Source organism: Duganella sp. HH101, from assembly GCF_001758795.1.
Classification (GTDB): Bacteria; Pseudomonadota; Gammaproteobacteria; order Burkholderiales; family Burkholderiaceae_D; genus Rugamonas; species Rugamonas rivuli.
The window spans coordinates 37,765-52,766 of sequence record NZ_LRON01000031.1 but is presented as its reverse complement, the minus strand read 5'-3'; the positions used below and the strand labels follow the sequence as shown (position 1 = coordinate 52,766).

Here is a 15,002-nt window from a genome sequence, read left to right as displayed (position 1 = left end):
GGCGCAGGCCGTGGCGCCGGCGCGGCGGCTGGCGGGCTTGCGGCTGCTGCTGGTGGAGGACAATCCGCTCAACCAGCAAGTGGCATCGGCGCTGCTGGAACTGGAGGGCGCCCAGGTGGACGTGGCCGGCAACGGCCGCGAAGGCGTGGACCGGGTGGCCAGCGGCCCGCGCTACGACGCGGTGCTGATGGACATGCAGATGCCCGTCATGGACGGCAACGAGGCTACCCGCCTGCTGCGCGCGCAGGGCCACACCAGCCTGCCGATCCTGGCGCTGACGGCCAATGTGCTGGAGGCCGAGCGCGACGAATGCCGCGCCGCCGGCGTCGACGATTTCATTTCCAAGCCCATCGAGTTCGAAGACATGGTCGCGACGGTGGCCCGATACTGCGCCGCCGCTAAAAATCCATAGCTTTGGTAACGTTTCCATTTATACTTGGCATTCTATTCACTTTGCCAAGGTTGATGGAACATCATGGGCACCAACTCTTCCCGTCTGGATGCGATCGATGCACTGCGTGGCTTCGCCATCGTCTCGATCATGCTTTTGCACAATATCGAACACTTCGATTTCTACTTTGTCCCGGCTGGATTGCCGGTCTGGCTGAAGACGGTCGACAAGACGATCTGGGACAGCCTGTTTTTCCTGTTCGGCGGCAAGTCCTACGCGATCTTCGCGCTGCTGTTTGGTTTGACCTTCTATTTGCAGGACCACAGGCGGGAACAGCGCGGCGAAGATTTCCGCGCCCGCTATGCCTGGCGCATGGTGTTATTGCTGGGATTCGGCCTGTTTAATTCGATGTTTTATCACGGCGATATCCTCAGCATTTACGCGGTATTGGGACTGGCGCTGATACCGGTGGCCCGGCTGCGCAGCGGGGCGGTAGTCGCCATCGCCGTATTCTTATTGCTGCAACCGCATGCGTGGATAGAGTTTTTCCAGGCGCTGCCGGCGCCGGACGAGAAACTCGCCGATCCCGCCTCCTGGGCGTATTTCGGCCGCGCCGAAAAATACATGGCGCATGGTTCGGCGTGGGAAGTCTGGTATGGGAATTTAACCAACGGGAAAATCGGCGTGATCCGCTGGAGCTGGGAAAATGGCCGGATATTCCAGATCCCCGCATTATTCATGCTGGGCATGCTGGCCGGCAGAAAATCGCTGTTTATTCCCTCCGACGCCCATCGTCTATTCTGGCGTAAAACATTGACGATGGCGGTGCTGGCGTTTATTCCGCTATATCTGCTAAAGACCTGGCCGGAAGCCTGGCATATCGGCGCGGCATTGCGCCGGCCATTATTAATCATTGTCACCTCGTGGTCCAACCTGGCCTTCATGGCGGTGCTGGTATCCAGTTTCACGCTGCTGTCTTATTCCGGCAATTGGCTGGGAATATTCTCGCCGCTTGGCCGCATGAGCTTGACCAGTTATGTGGTGCAATCCATTATCGGCACGTCGATATATTATGGTTTCGGCCTCGGCATGTACCAATATACCGGCGCCAGTTTCGCGCTGGCGATAGGGCTGGTGCTGGCGCTGCTGCAAAGGCAGTTCAGCGCCTGGTGGCTGGGCCGTCACAAGCAGGGACCGCTTGAAACGCTGTGGCACAAAGCCACCTGGATCGGTGCCCATAGCGAAGCCGTGCCAAATATTGGCGCGAATATACCAAAAAGCAGCTTGTGAGGGGCGGGCGGCTTATTCGTCGGGAGCGATCCATTGAATGCGGCCGTGGCCGGCCTCATTCAATCGGCTGATTAATTGCGCGGCGGCGCTGTCGGCAAGGCTGAATTCGAACCGCACCTCGTCGGAATGGGTGACGTTATCGAGATGAGCGCCCGCCATTTCAATTTCACGCCGCACCATGCCCTCCATCGCATAAGGCGCGGTGCAGGTCAGGTAATGCAGCTTGATAATCGGGATTTTCTCGGACTTTAATAATGCCTGGGCCACGCCATCGGTATAAGCGCGCACCAGTCCGCCCGCGCCCAATTTAACGCCGCCGAAATAACGGACCACGGTCGCCAATACGCCCTCCAGATCCTGGTGGCGTAATACATCGAGCATGGGACGGCCGGCGGTGCCGCTGGGTTCGCCATCATCCACGGCCGCAGATTGGCCACCGGCTAATAATGCCCAGCAAACGTGGGCGGCGCCCGGATGTTGCGCCCATAATTCCGCCACCACTTTTTGCGCGGCGCCGCGGTCGGTCATCGGCTGAACGCAGGCTATAAAGCGGCTCTTTTTAATCAGCAATTCGCTGTGAACGGCTGCGGCGATGGAATAGGGCATGGCGGGGAGATTTCTGGCACGGCGGCGGTGTAAACCGGGCTATGGTGCCAGAAATCGGCAGGAAAGACAAAATCCTGCCGGGGAGGGGAATATCAGCGATTGGTGATTTTCAGGCCGTCGCTATCGGTAAAGCTGCCCAGGACGACCATGATAAAGTCGATCAGTGCCCAGATGCCGAAACCGCCGAAAGTCAGCAGCATCAGAATGCCGGTGCCGATTTTACCGACGTAGAAACGGTGCACGCCGAGGAAACCAAGGAAGAAGCACAGCAGCACGGTGACGACATAATCCTTGTCCGAGCGCGGACCGGAAGCGCCCGAGGCATGTTGCGGAGCGCCGCAGTGCGGGCAGCTCGGCGCCGTTTCGTGAATTTCTTTGCCGCAGCCGCGGCAGAATACCATGCCCATGTTTTCCTTTTGTTGTGTATTGTTGTTGTAGGCTAGCTTGCCTAGGCGGAACATTATAGGTGGGAGCCCCGGCCTGCTTTCTCACCAACTGTAACGATCTGCTAAAATTCCAGCCCATCCATCCGAGTACCCATCCATGACTTCCTCCCCCGCGCCGCACTCTACCGCCCCCGACAGCGATCAGGGCGAAGATGACGACTTGATGCGTCGTCTCGGGCTGGCCGACAAGGGTGTGGTGCTGGCGCGACAGGAAGGCCGCGTCTTCCTGCGGCTGCGCGGCATGGTCGAATATGCGGGGCTGAAGGTGCCCTACGACCTGGTGCCGGCGCAGGGCGTGCTGGCCAAATCGTCCAAGTGGCGCAAGATGGATACGGGCGTGCGCTCCCAGCTGCTGATGGAGCGCGCCAGCGACGCCGTCGCCGCCGAGCTGCGCGGCTACGTCCAGGCCTTCGTGCAGGAAATGGCCGACGCCTGCGACGATTGCGGCCTCGATGCCCAACCTTTCCTGGGCGCGCTGGCGGAGATGCTCATTTCCGAGCCGGCCGGCATCGTTTTCGACCGCATCCGCCAGCGCCTGGAGCACGCGGTCGAGCGCGACATGGAGGAGCAGCACGCCGAACGCACCCGCCAGAGCATCAACCTGGCCGAATATCCGGCCTCGTTCGAGGTGGCGCGGCGCATCAAACGCAAGTTCATCGCGCTGCTGGGGCCGACCAATTCCGGCAAGACCCACCAGGCGATTGAAGCGCTGGCCAAGGCGCCAAGCGGCGTCTACCTTGCGCCCTTGCGCCTGCTGGCGCTGGAAAACTACGAGCGCCTGCAGGGCATGGAGGCGCACGGCAAGCCGCTGGCCGTCAGCCTGGTGACGGGCGAGGAACGCCGCCTGGTGGCGGGCGCCACCCACGTTGCCAGCACGGTGGAAATGCTGGACACGCGCACGCCGGTCGATGTGGCCGTGATCGATGAAATCCAGATGCTGGCCGACCGCGACCGCGGCGCCGCCTGGACCGCCGCCGTGTGCGGCGCGCCGGCCCACGTCGTCTACCTGGTGGGCGCACCGGAAGCGCGCCGCGCCATCGAAGTGCTGGCCGCGCGGCTGGAGTGCGAGCTGGAAGTGCATGTACTCAAGCGCAAAGGCCCGCTGGCTATGGAGCCGACCGCCGTGCGCAAGCTGAGCAATCTGCGCCGTGGCGACGCGGTGATCTGCTTCTCGCGCCGCGCGGTGCTGATGTGGCGCGACATGGTGACGGAGCTGGGCTTGTCGGTGGCCACCGTCTACGGCAATCTGTCGCCGGAAGTGCGGCGTGCGCAGGCGCAGCGTTTCCGCGACGGCGCCGCCGACGTGGTGGTGGGCACGGATGCGATTGCGATGGGGCTCAACATGCCGATCGCGCGCATCGTCATGACCACCTCGGTCAAGTACAACGGCTACGAAGAGGAAGAGATCCCGGCCGCGCTGGCCCGCCAGATCGCCGGCCGGGCTGGGCGCTTCGGCGTGCACGAGGAAGGCCTGGTGGCCGGCTACGACAACGAGACGCACAATGTGATGCGCTCGCTGTTGGCGGAAAAGCCGGTGCCGCTGAAGACCACCGGCTTCGCCGTGGCGCCGACGCTGGAGCATCTGCACCGGATCTCGTCCGTGACCAACGAGCATGCGCTGGCCAAGCTGCTCAAGCGCTTCGTCCACAATATCGACGTGCCGGACGGCTTCTTCTACCCGCGCATCACCGAGGACCAGTTCGAACGCGCCGCCTGGCTCGATACGCTGGCGCTGACGGTGGCCGAGAAGTTCGCGCTGTCGCTGGTGCCGATCTCGTCCAAGGTGCCGTCCTTGCAGCGCGCGTGGGAGCATTGGGCCACCTCGCTGGCCGCCAAGAAGATCACGCACCTGAAGCTGGAACAGGCGCCGCTGCACTACCTGTCGCTGCAGGAGGTGGAGGATGCGTGCCGCCTGTATTCGGCCTACGCCTGGCTGGCCTACCGCCAGCCCGACTACTTCCCCGACACGGCGCTGGCGCAGCAGCTGTCGCGCCTGGCGTCCGAGCGCGTGGATGCGATGCTGCAGGATCAAAACTCGGCCGCCCGCAAACGGCAGCCGAAAAAGTTCCGCCGCTAAGCGTGTACCGGGCGCTGCGGCCGGTGTTCATTTGATAATATTCATGCCTCGATCCGCGAGGAGGACTGCATGACTACACACGATTTCATCGCTGCGCGCCGCCTGCTGGCCGGTGTGGCGTCGGCGGCATTGCTGATGGCGGCCTGGCCGGCGCAAGCCCAGTGGCTGGGACAGGATTACGCGAGCTACGGCGTGCCGATGTCCAACTTCATCCAGCTGGCGACGATACACAACCTGAACATGATAGACGCCGCCACGCCCGGCGATAAGAAATCGGCGGCGGCCCCGGCCCCGCTGCGCGCCGAGGCGCCGCCCGCCGTGCAGCGTAACGCCCAGGAGTTGGCGCAGCGCTTCCCTGCGGCGCAGCGCGCACCGATGGCGCAGGCCTACCAGGACAGCATGGAGGTCTACCAGAAGATCGAAGCCAAGATGGGCTGGTCCCGCAACGACGTCGGCGGCGCGCTGGCCGCATTCGTGGTCGGCAACTACATGGCCATGCGCGACACCGAGGTGGCGGACGAGGATTTCGCCGCGGTCGCCCGGCAGATGCGCAACCATCCGCGACTGGCCGGCAGCTTCAGGCAGCAGAGCGCCGCATCGCTGCGCAATCTGTACGAGCAAAGCGCGATGGTCGGGACCTTCATGGCGCTGGCGCAGAAGTCGCTGCAGCAGACGCCGCAGCCGACCCAGCAAGCCAATCTGCGCGCGGCCGCCCGCGAGAACCTCAAGCTGGTGCTGGGCGCCGACCCCGAACGCCTGCACATCGGCGCGCGCGGCGCCGTGCTGGAGTAGGGGATTGCTTTTTAGGAAACCCATCGATACTATCTGCGCCATCTGATTAGACAAGGCGCGGTATGAGTGAGCGGCAAAGTTCGGACGAGCGCATCGGCGCGATCGATATCCTGCGCGGCGTCGCGCTGTTTGGCGTGCTGGCGGTGAATCTCGTGACCGAGTTCCGGGTGTCGATATTCCAGCAGTTCCTGCCGCCCGCGCCTGGCGCGGACATGTGGGACAGGCTGGTCGAGGCCATCGTCCATGTCGGCTTCGAGATGAAGGCCTTCGCGCTGTTTTCCTTCCTGTTCGGCGTCGGGCTGGCGGTGCAGTTCGAGCGCCTCGGCAGGACGGGACGGCCGTTCTACTGGCTCACGCGGCGGCTGCTGGTGCTGCTGGTGTTCGGGCTGGCGCATCTGCTGTTGATCTGGAACGGCGACATCCTCACCGAATACGCGCTGGCCGGCCTGCTGGTGTTGCCGATGCTGGCCGCGCCGGCCTGGGCGCTGGCCTTGGGCGCGGCCGCGATGTACGCGCTGTATCTGTTCATCGGCGTGGTGCCGGTCGGCATACCGTGGCCGCAGGCCGCGTGGCTGCAGCAGCATGTGGCTTTGGCCGGCAAGGTCTACGCGACCGGCAGCATGGCCGAGATCGTACGGTTCAGCCAGGACGAATTGCCTGCGCTGCTGCCCTTGCACCTTTTCATCTTCCCGCGCACGCTGGCCTTGTTCCTGCTGGGCGCGCTTGCCTGGCGCAGCGGCGTGATGCGGCAGCCGCAGCGGCACAAGCGCCTGTTCGTCACGGTGGCCGTGCTGGGCGTGGCGGTGGGCGGGACGCTGTGCGCGCTCGATGCGATGGGCGGCGTCGGCCAGACGCTGCTGGCCGCCGGTTACGGCGCGGCGATTGTGGCGCTGGTGGAGTTTTCGTCCGCGCGCCGGCTGCTGCAAGGCTGCGCGGCCATCGGACGGATGGCCTTCACCAACTACATCGCCCAGTCCTTGATCTTTGGATGGATCTTCTTCGGCTACGGCCTGGGCCAGTTCGGACGCCTGGGCGCGGCCCCCGTGCTGGTGCTCGGCATCGCCGTGTACGCCGCGCAGATGGCGATCAGCGCCTGGTGGTTGAGGCGCTATCGCTTCGGCCCGCTGGAGTGGCTGTGGCGGACGCTGATGTACGGAACCATGCAGCCGATGCGGCGTACGTCCTGAGTTGGCGGCTCAGGCTGCGCGTGCGACTTTCTCCAGCACTTGCTGTTGCAGCGACTGGTCTTGCTGGTCGCAGCGCGCCCGCAGCAGCGCCAGTTCCTGCGTCTGCTTGCTGGCGAAGGCGTCCTTGATGGCGCTCTTGTACCAGTTGGCTTCCAGCGATTCCGTCGTGTCGGCCTGGGATTTCCGGTCGATCTCCGCTTGCAGGTTGTCCAGGCATGCGAAGGGATCGATGGCCACGCCAAAATGGCGCTGCATCATTTCGCGCAACTTGGCGACATCTTGCTCGCGCGACTTCTTGTCGTAAATATAGGTGCTGACAAAGGCGGCGATGCTGAGTGCCGCCACGGCGCCAACGAGCAGGCTGCCATCGCCCGCATACGTCATGAACAGCGCGATCGCGGCGATGAGCGGCAGCCATACCCGCAGATAACCGAACAGGACCGAGCGCCAGTTGAAAGCGTTGAGTTTATAGCAGGCCTTGCTTTTGCTCTCGACGTAGTAGCTCGCCATGGGAAACAACGGCAAATACCAGAAATGGCCGAACACAGTTTTGACCGACGTATTGCCCACGCTTTGCACCGAGCCGTAGCTTCGTTTGCCCCAAATAAATAACATTGCTTTTCCTTTTTGATAATTTCCGGACCGCATCATACAACTTTAGTGCACCAAAGAAATACGTGCTTTGTCACCAAACTGGCGACATCAAGCAGCCAAGCTCGGCTATCATGGCGGCCGGTTAGCGCAAGCTGGATGTTTAGGGATGGGAATGAGTGGTGTAGCAAGGGGAGAGGCTGGCGCGGACGACGCGGTCCAGCCACAGTTTGGCTTGATTAATCTGTTGAAGGTCGGTGCGGCGCAGTTGATCGTCTTGCATCACCTGGCATTTTATGGACCGATGTCCGATCACGTGCGGCCGTTGTTGCCGGCGCTGATAGACTGGCTGGGGAGCAGTGCGCGCATCGCCGTCCAGGTGTTCCTCGTCATCGGCGGCTTCCTGGCCGCCAAATCGCTGTCGCCGTCGGGCCGGCCCGGGATGGACTATCCGCTGGGCGTGGTCTGGCGCCGCTACGTCAAGCTGGCGCCGCCATTCATCGCCGCCACGCTGCTGGCCGCCGCCGCATCGTCGCTGGCCGCCGGCTGGATGAACCACACTTCGATTTCCGCCCCCGCCACGCTGAGCCAGCTGAGCGCCCACGCGCTGCTGCTGCATGGCGTGCTGGGCTATCCATCGCTGTCGGCCGGCGCCTGGTATGTCGCCATCGATTTCCAGCTGTACGCGCTGACGGCGCTGGCGCTGTGGGTGGGCGGGCGCGTGGCCGGCGGTCGCCCGCGGCCGTGGCTGATGCCTTGCCTGGCCGCGCTGGGCCTGACCTTGTCGCTGCTGCACTTCAACCTCGACGCCGACTGGGATAACTGGGCGCCGTACTTCTTCGGCAGCTATGGCCTGGGCATGATGGCCTGGTGGGCCAGCGACCGCTGCCGCAAACCCGGCGCCGTGGCCCTGCTGCTGGCGATGGCGCTGCTGCCGGTCGCCGTGGCCTTGTTCCTGGATTTCCGCAGCCGCGTCGCGCTGGCGCTGGTGGTCGCGTGCCTGCTGTTCCTGTTCGGCCGCGCCGAGACGGTGGCCACCGGCCGCGCCTGGTCGGCGGTCAATGGCCTGGGCAAGATTTCGTACTCGGTGTTCCTGATCCACTTCCCGGTCTGCCTGCTGGTCAACGCCGCGTTCACGCGCCTGGCGCCGGCCGAGCCGCTGTGGCAGGGGCTGGGCATGCTGACGGCCTGGGCCGCCAGCCTGGCCGCCGGCGCCGTCTTCTTCCGCTGGGTGGAGACGCCGCTGGGACGCGTGTTCCAGTTCGCCTCGCGGCGGCTGGCGCCGCGGACGGTGGCGGCCTAGCCGCCGGCGCCTTTGGCGATGGTCGCCGTCAGCGCTTTGGTGACGGCGGTGGCGATATCGTCCTGCACCGCCAGCAGATCGTCGAAGGGTTTGTCGTAGGTTTCCGACCAGATGATGAAGCCGTTGTCGGCCCTCATCAGGCGCGCGGCGACACGCAAGGTGTTGCCGGATTTGCGCACGCTGCCGTCGAGGATGTAGGCCACGCCCAGCTTGGCCGCCACCTCCGCCACTTCCGCTTGCCGGTGCTTGTAGTAGAAGGAGGCGCTGGGCGCCGGCACCTTCAAGCCTGGAATCTTGCTGAAGCGGCCGATCAGTTCTTCGGTCATGCCGTCGGCAAAGATCTCGTTCTTCATTCCTTCCGTTAAATCCGCGAATGGCAGCACGGCGATGGATGCCGGGCTGACCGCTGCCTGGGCCATCGTGGCGCCCGGATGGCCGTTGGCCTGCGTGTTGTTGAGCCAGAAAACAACGCCGATCGCGATGGGGATGCAGGCGGTCGCCAGAAAAACCAGGCGGCTGCGCGAGGCGTGGTTGCTCCGCTGCGTGGCGGCGCCGTCCCCTGCGGCCGGCGCCGCGGCAGGGACGTCCCATGGCGCGACCTCGGCCACCAATTTGTAGCCCTGGCGCGGCACGGTGGTGATGTAGCTGGCTTGCCTGGAGTCGTCGCCCAGCACGCGGCGCAGCGATGCGATCGCCTGGTACACCGAATCCGGCGTGACGATCACGCCCGGCCAACCCTCGCTCAGCAAGTCTTCGGCGCTGACGGTCTGGCCCGCGCGTCCGGCCATGCACAGCAGCAGGCGCAAGCTGCGCGGATCGAGCCGCACCGTCGCGCCGTCCCGCGCCATGTCGCCCGACACGGTATCGACACACCATGCGCCGATACGCAGCTTTGCAGTGGTTTCCATTGCGCTCCGATAGTTTTGTATTTTTGATCGTCCGGGATTATAGCGCGCCCCGATCAGGGCTTTTTCAGAGAGTTTCAGAACTTTTTCAGACCGTTTTCAGGACTTCCGGCGCCGTGCGCCGCATTGTGAGGGCTCACCTCACACAAGGAGTTCCGCATGAAATATCTTTTGTTCCCGTTGTTCCTGTTCGCAGCCACCCCGGCCATCCACGCGGAAACGCTGGAGATAGACCCCAACCACAGCGCCGTGGCGTTCAGCTGGAATCACCATGGCATCTCCAACCCGGTGGCCCGCTTTGAGAAGATCGAAGGCAAGCTGATGTTGGATGGGAAGGACGTCACCAAGTCCTCGGTCGTGGTCAAGCTGGCGCTGGACGGACTGCACACCGCCGTGCCGGCGCTGGACCAGCGCCTGAAGACCGCCGAATTCCTCGATGCGGCCGCCTACCCCGAGATCACCTTCAAGAGCACCCGCATCGAGAAGGGGCCGATGGACACCCTCAAGATCAGCGGCGACCTGTCCCTGCATGGCGTCACCAGGCCGGTGGTCCTGAACGGGAAGATCAACAAGATCAACATGGACCCGATGGCCAAGGCCAGCGAGGCTGGCTTCGATGCGATGGTCACGCTGAAACGGTCCGACTTCGGCGTCAGCAAGTTCCTGACGTCGGTGGCGGATGAATTGCAAGTCCACATGACCATCAGCGCCAATTCGGAAGGCTAGGCCGCCTGGCCGCGGCGCTGGTACAGATTGTTGAGCACCAGCGCCGCAGCGGTACAGGCCGCTCCTGCCAGCTGGCCCGGCGCGATCGGCGTGCCGGCCAGCGCTTCCACCGCGAACGCCGTCAGCGGCACCACGTCCAGGAACAGCACGCCGTTGGTCGGCGTGATGATCTTGTTGCCCAGGTTCCAGCACAACACCGCCAGCACGCCGGCCACCAGCACCATATAGCCCAGGTAGGGCAGCAGCGCAGGCAGCACCGACAGGGCGGGGCGGGGGATGTAGCCCAGCGTTTGCAGCGCCAGGTCGGAGACCAGTATCGTGGTCAGGCCCAGGCCGGTGGTGATGGCGGAATAGCGATAGCCGCTCCAGGCCGGGAAGAACGACGCGCCCAGCGTGTACAGCGCCCACGACGCCGCGCCGAGCAGCAGGAAGGCCGCCGACTCGCCGCCGACGCCCTGGCGCAGCAGGCTGTCCGGGGCGCCGCCCGACACCACCAGCAGCACGCCGAAGAACGACAGCCCGATGCAGCCGAACGCCACGGCCGTAGGGCGCTTGCGGCGTATGGCCCAGTTCAGGAGCAGCGTCAGCATCGGCGTGGTCGCGATCATCGCCGAGGCGGACAGGGCGCCGGATTGCCCGGCCAGCTGCTGGCCGTGGAAGATGAAGAAGCCATAGCCGCAGAAGCCGCACGAGCCCAGCGCCCAGGCCAGCACGTAGCGCTCGCCGCGCAGGCGCAGGGCCGCGCCGCCTTCCCGGTAGAATAGGATCGCCAGCATGATGGCCGCCGCCGCGCCGTAGCGGAACGCGGTGAAATTGAACGGGTCCATGCGCTGCAGCGCCAGCCCCATCACGGGGAACGACACGCCCCATGCCACCGCCGCAGTCAGGCAAAGCGCCATGCCCTTCAAGTATTCCGTACGCACAGCTATTCCCCAGGAGTTCAGATGCCGCAGATTCTAGGCGCGCGCGGCTCGCGTCGTTAAGGTACAGATTGGGTACAATGCCCGATACTGTACTGGTACAAGGGACGTGACAGATGCAAGCATTCAGCCGTAGCGCCGTTTCCGGACTCAGCGTCATCGAACAGGTGGTCGACTACTTCGCCGCCGCCATCGAGGCGCGCGAGCTGACGCCGGGAGCCAAGCTGCCGTCGATCCGCAGCTTCGCGCTGGCCGGCGGCATCGCCAAGTCCACGGCGGTGGAGGCTTACGACAGGCTGGTGGCGCAAGGCCTGGCGGTGTCGCGGGCGAAGTCCGGCTTTTTCGTCGCCACGCCGAGGCCGGTGCTGGAGATCGGCCGCCCGGTCGACGCGCCGCTGCGCCAGGTCGATGAATTCTGGATGCTGCGCAACGCCTTGCAATTGCCGCCGCATGCCTTGCGGCCAGGCTGCGGCTGGCTGCCGCCGGATTATCTGAACGACGAAGGCATACGCCGCGTGCTCGGCTCCTTGCGGCGCGATCCGGGCGACGGTCTTACCGCTTATGGCGAGCCGGCCGGCTTCCGTCCGCTGCGTGAACAATTGCAGCGCCATCTGGACGGGCGCGGCGTCGCGGTGCCGCTGGACGGCATCGTGCTGACCGACAGCGGCAGCCAGGCGCTGGACCTGGCCATCCGCCTGCTGGTGCAGCCCGGCGACACGGTGTTTGTGGACGACCCGTGCTACTTCAATTTCCAGGCCAGCCTGCGCGCGCATCGCGTTCACGTGGTCGGCATTCCGCTCACGCCGAACGGGCCGGACATGCAGCAGTTCGAAGCCGAGCTGGCCCGGCATCGGCCCCGGCTCTACATCACCAACACGGTGCTGCAAAATCCCACCGGCATCTCCTTCCCTGCGGCCGTGGTGCACCGGATACTGCTGCTGAGCCAGCAGCACGGCTTCGCCATCATCGAGGACGACACCTTTGCCGACCTGGAGGAGCGCCCGGCGGTGCGCCTCGCCGCGCTGGACCAGTGGCAGAACGTCATCTACATCGGCAGTTTTTCCAAGACGCTGTCGGGCGCCACGCGTTGCGGCTATCTGGCCGCGAAACAGGAGTGGGTGGAGGCGATCCTGGATTTGAAGCTGGCCACCACGTTCGGCAACAACGAACTGTCTGCGCGGCTGATCTCCAGGCTGCTGCTCGACGGCAGCTACCGCAAGCATACCGAGGCCATCCGCCAGCGCTTGCGCAAGGCTTCGGTGTCGGTGCGCAAGCGCTTGCGGGACAGCGGGCTGGAGCCGTGGGCCGAGCCGGCCGGCGGACCGTTTCTATGGGTGCAGGGCGGGGCGGGCACGGATGCGTCGGCGATTGCCGGCGCGGGATTATCGTCCGGCATACTGTTCGCGCCGGGGAATGTCTTCAGCGTCAGCAACAGCGCCGGCCGCTTCCTGCGCTTCAATGTCGCCTACGCGCATGACCCGCGCATCTTTGCCTTCCTGAAAAAGCAGATGCGCTGAGCGGACGACGTCACAGTTTGACGCTGAGCATCAGCTCCACCGCGCGCGGCGATACCGGAATATCGAACGGCAGCGCCAGTCCCGGCGCCAGGCTGGGTTCGCGGGCGTCGGCGTCGAACATATTGCGCACGCTGGCGGACACGGTCCAGCCATGCGGCAGGCGCCGTGTCAGCGTGGCGTCGACGGTGCGGTAGTTGGCGATCGGCGCGCGCGCGTCGCCGAGCGCCCGGCTCCGGCCGGCCACCCAGTTCAGCTGCGGCGTCAGGCGCCAGCCGGGGCTGAAGCTCCACTCCACGCGGGTGTTGGCGTGATGGCGCGGCGCATAGCCCGGGTCGCGGCCGGTGGCTGGATCGCGCGCGTTCTGGCGGGAGTAATTCGCTTGCCAGCGCAGGTTGGCGTCCACATCCCATGTCAATTCGACCTCGCCGCCGTTGCCGTCCTGGCTGCCGCTGTTCTGGTAGGTGGCGCCCGGCGCCGGCGCCGGATTCGGCACCGAGCGGATCAGGTCTTTCATCTTGTAGCGGAACAGGCTGAGATTGACGGCCAGGTCAGGCCGCGCCTGCCAGGCCAGCGCCGCTTCCGTGGTGGCGATGGTCTCCGGCTGGATCTGCAGATTGCCCATGTTGACCGGGTTGATGCCGGTCTGTTCGTTGAAGCTGGGCGAGCGGAAGGCGCGGCCGTGCAGCAGCTTGACCGTGACGTTGAGGTCGGCGTCCCACACCAACGCCAGGCGCGGATTGGTGGTGCCGCCGAAGTCCGAGTAATGGTCGTGGCGCACGCCGGCCGTCAGCGCCCAGTCGCGCGCGAACTGCCATTCGTCCTGGATGTAGGCATAGTTGATTTTGCGGCGCGTGGGCCGGATGTGCGGCTGGATGGCGCCGTAGTCGATCACCGCGCCGGTCGGTATCGGCACGCCCGCCGGGCTGAGCAGGAAGTTCTTCATCGTGCTGACCTGGTACAGATACAGGTCGTCGTGCCCTATGCCCAGGCGCAGCGCGTGGTGGTTCCAGCCGCTGTAGGTGGCGTAGGCCGCGCTGCGCAGGTTGCGCTCCCAGCGGCTGGGGCCGCCGATCATGCCGTTCGGGAACAGGTTGGGGCCGATGCGCGCGCCGGCCGGAAACAGGCCCAGTCCTTCGGGCGACTGCTCGGTGAAAAACATATAGCTCAGCGTCGCGCCCACGCTCCAGGTGTCGGAAAAATCGGGCGCGGTCCAGGCCAGCTCGCTGAGCGCCATGCCGGTGCGGGTCTTGTGGTCGGGGTCCAGCGCCGAGTTGACGCCTGGGCCGGTGCCGACGTCGCCGCGCCATTTCAGGTTGGTGCGCCAGCGCCAGCGCTGGTAGGACAGGTCGAGGCCGCCGTCGTAGGCGCTGTAGCCCGCGCTCATCCGGCCGGGCGCCTTGCTGGCATGGGTGCCGAAGCGGCTGTCGTTGAGCGTTTGCGCGTCGGCTTCGATGATGCTGTCGGGGCCGTCGGTGCGGCCCAGCTGCAGATAGGCCGCGATGGCCAACTGGTCCAGCTTGTGGCCGTATTCCAGCCAGGCGTCGCGGGTGTTGAACGAGCCCGCCTGCACGCCCGCGCGCAGGCCCGGGATCTGGTCTGCCGTCTTGGTGATGATGTTGATGACGCCGGCAAACGCATCGGCGCCATACAGGGCGGAGCCGGGGCCGCGGATGATTTCGATCCGCGCCACATTCGTCACCGGCATGCTGACCCACATATTGCCTTTGTCGCCGGTGTAGTCGGTGCTCATCCGCAGGCCGTTGAGCATGACCAGCACTTGCGGGTTGCTGGGGCTGCCGCTGCCGATGCCGCGAATGATGTAGTTGGACGCATACATCGTCGGCACGCGCGTGACATGGATGCCGGCCACCGTTTCCAGCACTTGATTGAGGTCGGTGGCGCCGATGGCGGCGATATCCTCGGCCGTGATCACGGAGGCCACCGCCGGCGCGCGCCGCAAGAGCTGGGTGGAGCCGGTCGCCAGGCTGATGGCGGAGCGGTCCATGCCGTACAGGGCCAGGTCCTCGTCTTCCGGCGTGGTCGCGCAGGCGGCAAGGGGCTGGCAGGCCGCCAGGGCCAGGGCGAACAGCCAGCCTGGGCCGGGTTGCGTGCGGGAGGAAAAGGGCTGTTTCATGTTGGGTGTTGAACAACATCAAGAGCACCACAATACACGCGGATTTTCACTTTAACAATTATCTGTTGTCAAAGTGCATCAGTCGCAGCGGAGACTTCAATGCCTTTGGCACCTTGC

The 15,002-nt window shown here is 64.9% G+C and carries 14 protein-coding genes; 8 read left to right on the top strand and 6 right to left on the bottom strand.

The window, feature by feature from the left end:
* Both DUGA2_RS29835 and DUGA2_RS29830 read left to right on the top strand, forming a co-directional pair.
* Window positions 1-412: response regulator (locus DUGA2_RS29835; protein WP_141753425.1), on the top strand; the 412-nt coding region annotated here is incomplete at its 5' end.
* Between the two features lie 63 nt (window positions 413-475).
* On the top strand, window positions 476-1,681 hold the full coding sequence (locus tag DUGA2_RS29830) for a DUF418 domain-containing protein (protein ID WP_070272971.1): 1,206 nt from the start codon (window positions 476-478) through the stop codon (window positions 1,679-1,681).
* A gap of 12 nt (window positions 1,682-1,693) precedes the next feature.
* Here DUGA2_RS29830 and DUGA2_RS29825 read toward each other — a convergent pair whose 3' ends face one another.
* Together DUGA2_RS29825 and DUGA2_RS29820 are read right to left on the bottom strand one after the other, a co-directional pair.
* Entirely contained in the window at window positions 1,694-2,287 is a 594-nt protein-coding gene (locus DUGA2_RS29825; protein WP_070272970.1) for a YigZ family protein, read from the bottom strand.
* Between the two features lie 92 nt (window positions 2,288-2,379).
* Window positions 2,380-2,688: a TM2 domain-containing protein gene (locus DUGA2_RS29820; protein ID WP_229214801.1), complete on the bottom strand. Its 309-nt coding sequence runs from the start codon at window positions 2,686-2,688 to the stop codon at window positions 2,380-2,382.
* 142 nt (window positions 2,689-2,830) lie between these two features.
* Here DUGA2_RS29820 and DUGA2_RS29815 point away from each other — a divergent pair, with 142 nt between their 5' ends.
* From DUGA2_RS29815 to DUGA2_RS29805, 3 genes are all read left to right on the top strand, one after another.
* Window positions 2,831-4,810, top strand: coding sequence for a helicase-related protein (locus tag DUGA2_RS29815; protein ID WP_070272968.1), 1,980 nt, complete (start codon window positions 2,831-2,833; stop codon window positions 4,808-4,810).
* A 69-nt stretch (window positions 4,811-4,879) separates the two neighbouring features.
* A complete protein-coding gene (locus DUGA2_RS29810; protein ID WP_070272967.1) occupies window positions 4,880-5,602 on the top strand; it encodes a DUF6683 family protein in 723 nt (240 codons plus the stop codon).
* A 62-nt stretch (window positions 5,603-5,664) separates the two neighbouring features.
* A complete protein-coding gene (locus DUGA2_RS29805) occupies window positions 5,665-6,789 on the top strand; it encodes a DUF418 domain-containing protein (protein ID WP_070272966.1) in 1,125 nt (374 codons plus the stop codon).
* A 9-nt stretch (window positions 6,790-6,798) separates the two neighbouring features.
* Here DUGA2_RS29805 and DUGA2_RS29800 read toward each other — a convergent pair whose 3' ends face one another.
* Window positions 6,799-7,404: a hypothetical protein gene (locus DUGA2_RS29800; protein ID WP_070272965.1), complete on the bottom strand. Its 606-nt coding sequence runs from the start codon at window positions 7,402-7,404 to the stop codon at window positions 6,799-6,801.
* Between the two features lie 151 nt (window positions 7,405-7,555).
* Here DUGA2_RS29800 and DUGA2_RS29795 point away from each other — a divergent pair, with 151 nt between their 5' ends.
* On the top strand, window positions 7,556-8,683 hold the full coding sequence (locus tag DUGA2_RS29795; protein ID WP_070272964.1) for an acyltransferase: 1,128 nt from the start codon (window positions 7,556-7,558) through the stop codon (window positions 8,681-8,683).
* Here the strand turns inward: DUGA2_RS29795 and DUGA2_RS29790 are convergent.
* Window positions 8,680-9,591 (bottom strand): winged helix-turn-helix domain-containing protein, encoded by a 912-nt coding sequence (locus DUGA2_RS29790; protein WP_070272963.1) that lies wholly within the window; start codon window positions 9,589-9,591, stop codon window positions 8,680-8,682. The genes DUGA2_RS29795 and DUGA2_RS29790 overlap by 4 nt on opposite strands.
* A 156-nt stretch (window positions 9,592-9,747) precedes the next feature.
* Between DUGA2_RS29790 and DUGA2_RS29785 the strand changes: the two genes are divergently transcribed.
* Entirely contained in the window at window positions 9,748-10,314 is a 567-nt protein-coding gene (locus tag DUGA2_RS29785) for a YceI family protein (protein WP_070272962.1), read from the top strand.
* Here DUGA2_RS29785 and DUGA2_RS29780 read toward each other — a convergent pair.
* Window positions 10,311-11,237, bottom strand: coding sequence for a DMT family transporter (locus tag DUGA2_RS29780; RefSeq protein WP_229214800.1), 927 nt, complete (start codon window positions 11,235-11,237; stop codon window positions 10,311-10,313). The two genes, DUGA2_RS29785 and DUGA2_RS29780, sit on opposite strands and share 4 nt — an antisense overlap.
* A 113-nt stretch (window positions 11,238-11,350) precedes the next feature.
* Here DUGA2_RS29780 and DUGA2_RS29775 point away from each other — a divergent pair, with 113 nt between their 5' ends.
* A complete protein-coding gene (locus tag DUGA2_RS29775) occupies window positions 11,351-12,751 on the top strand; it encodes a PLP-dependent aminotransferase family protein (protein WP_083296534.1) in 1,401 nt (466 codons plus the stop codon).
* Between the two features lie 10 nt (window positions 12,752-12,761).
* On the opposite strand, the gene DUGA2_RS29770 is transcribed toward DUGA2_RS29775, so the two are convergent.
* Window positions 12,762-14,885 carry a TonB-dependent siderophore receptor gene (locus tag DUGA2_RS29770; RefSeq protein ID WP_070272960.1) on the bottom strand — a complete coding sequence of 708 codons (2,124 nt, stop codon included), beginning with the start codon at window positions 14,883-14,885 and terminating at the stop codon, window positions 12,762-12,764.
* Window positions 14,886-15,002: the final 117 nt, after the last annotated feature.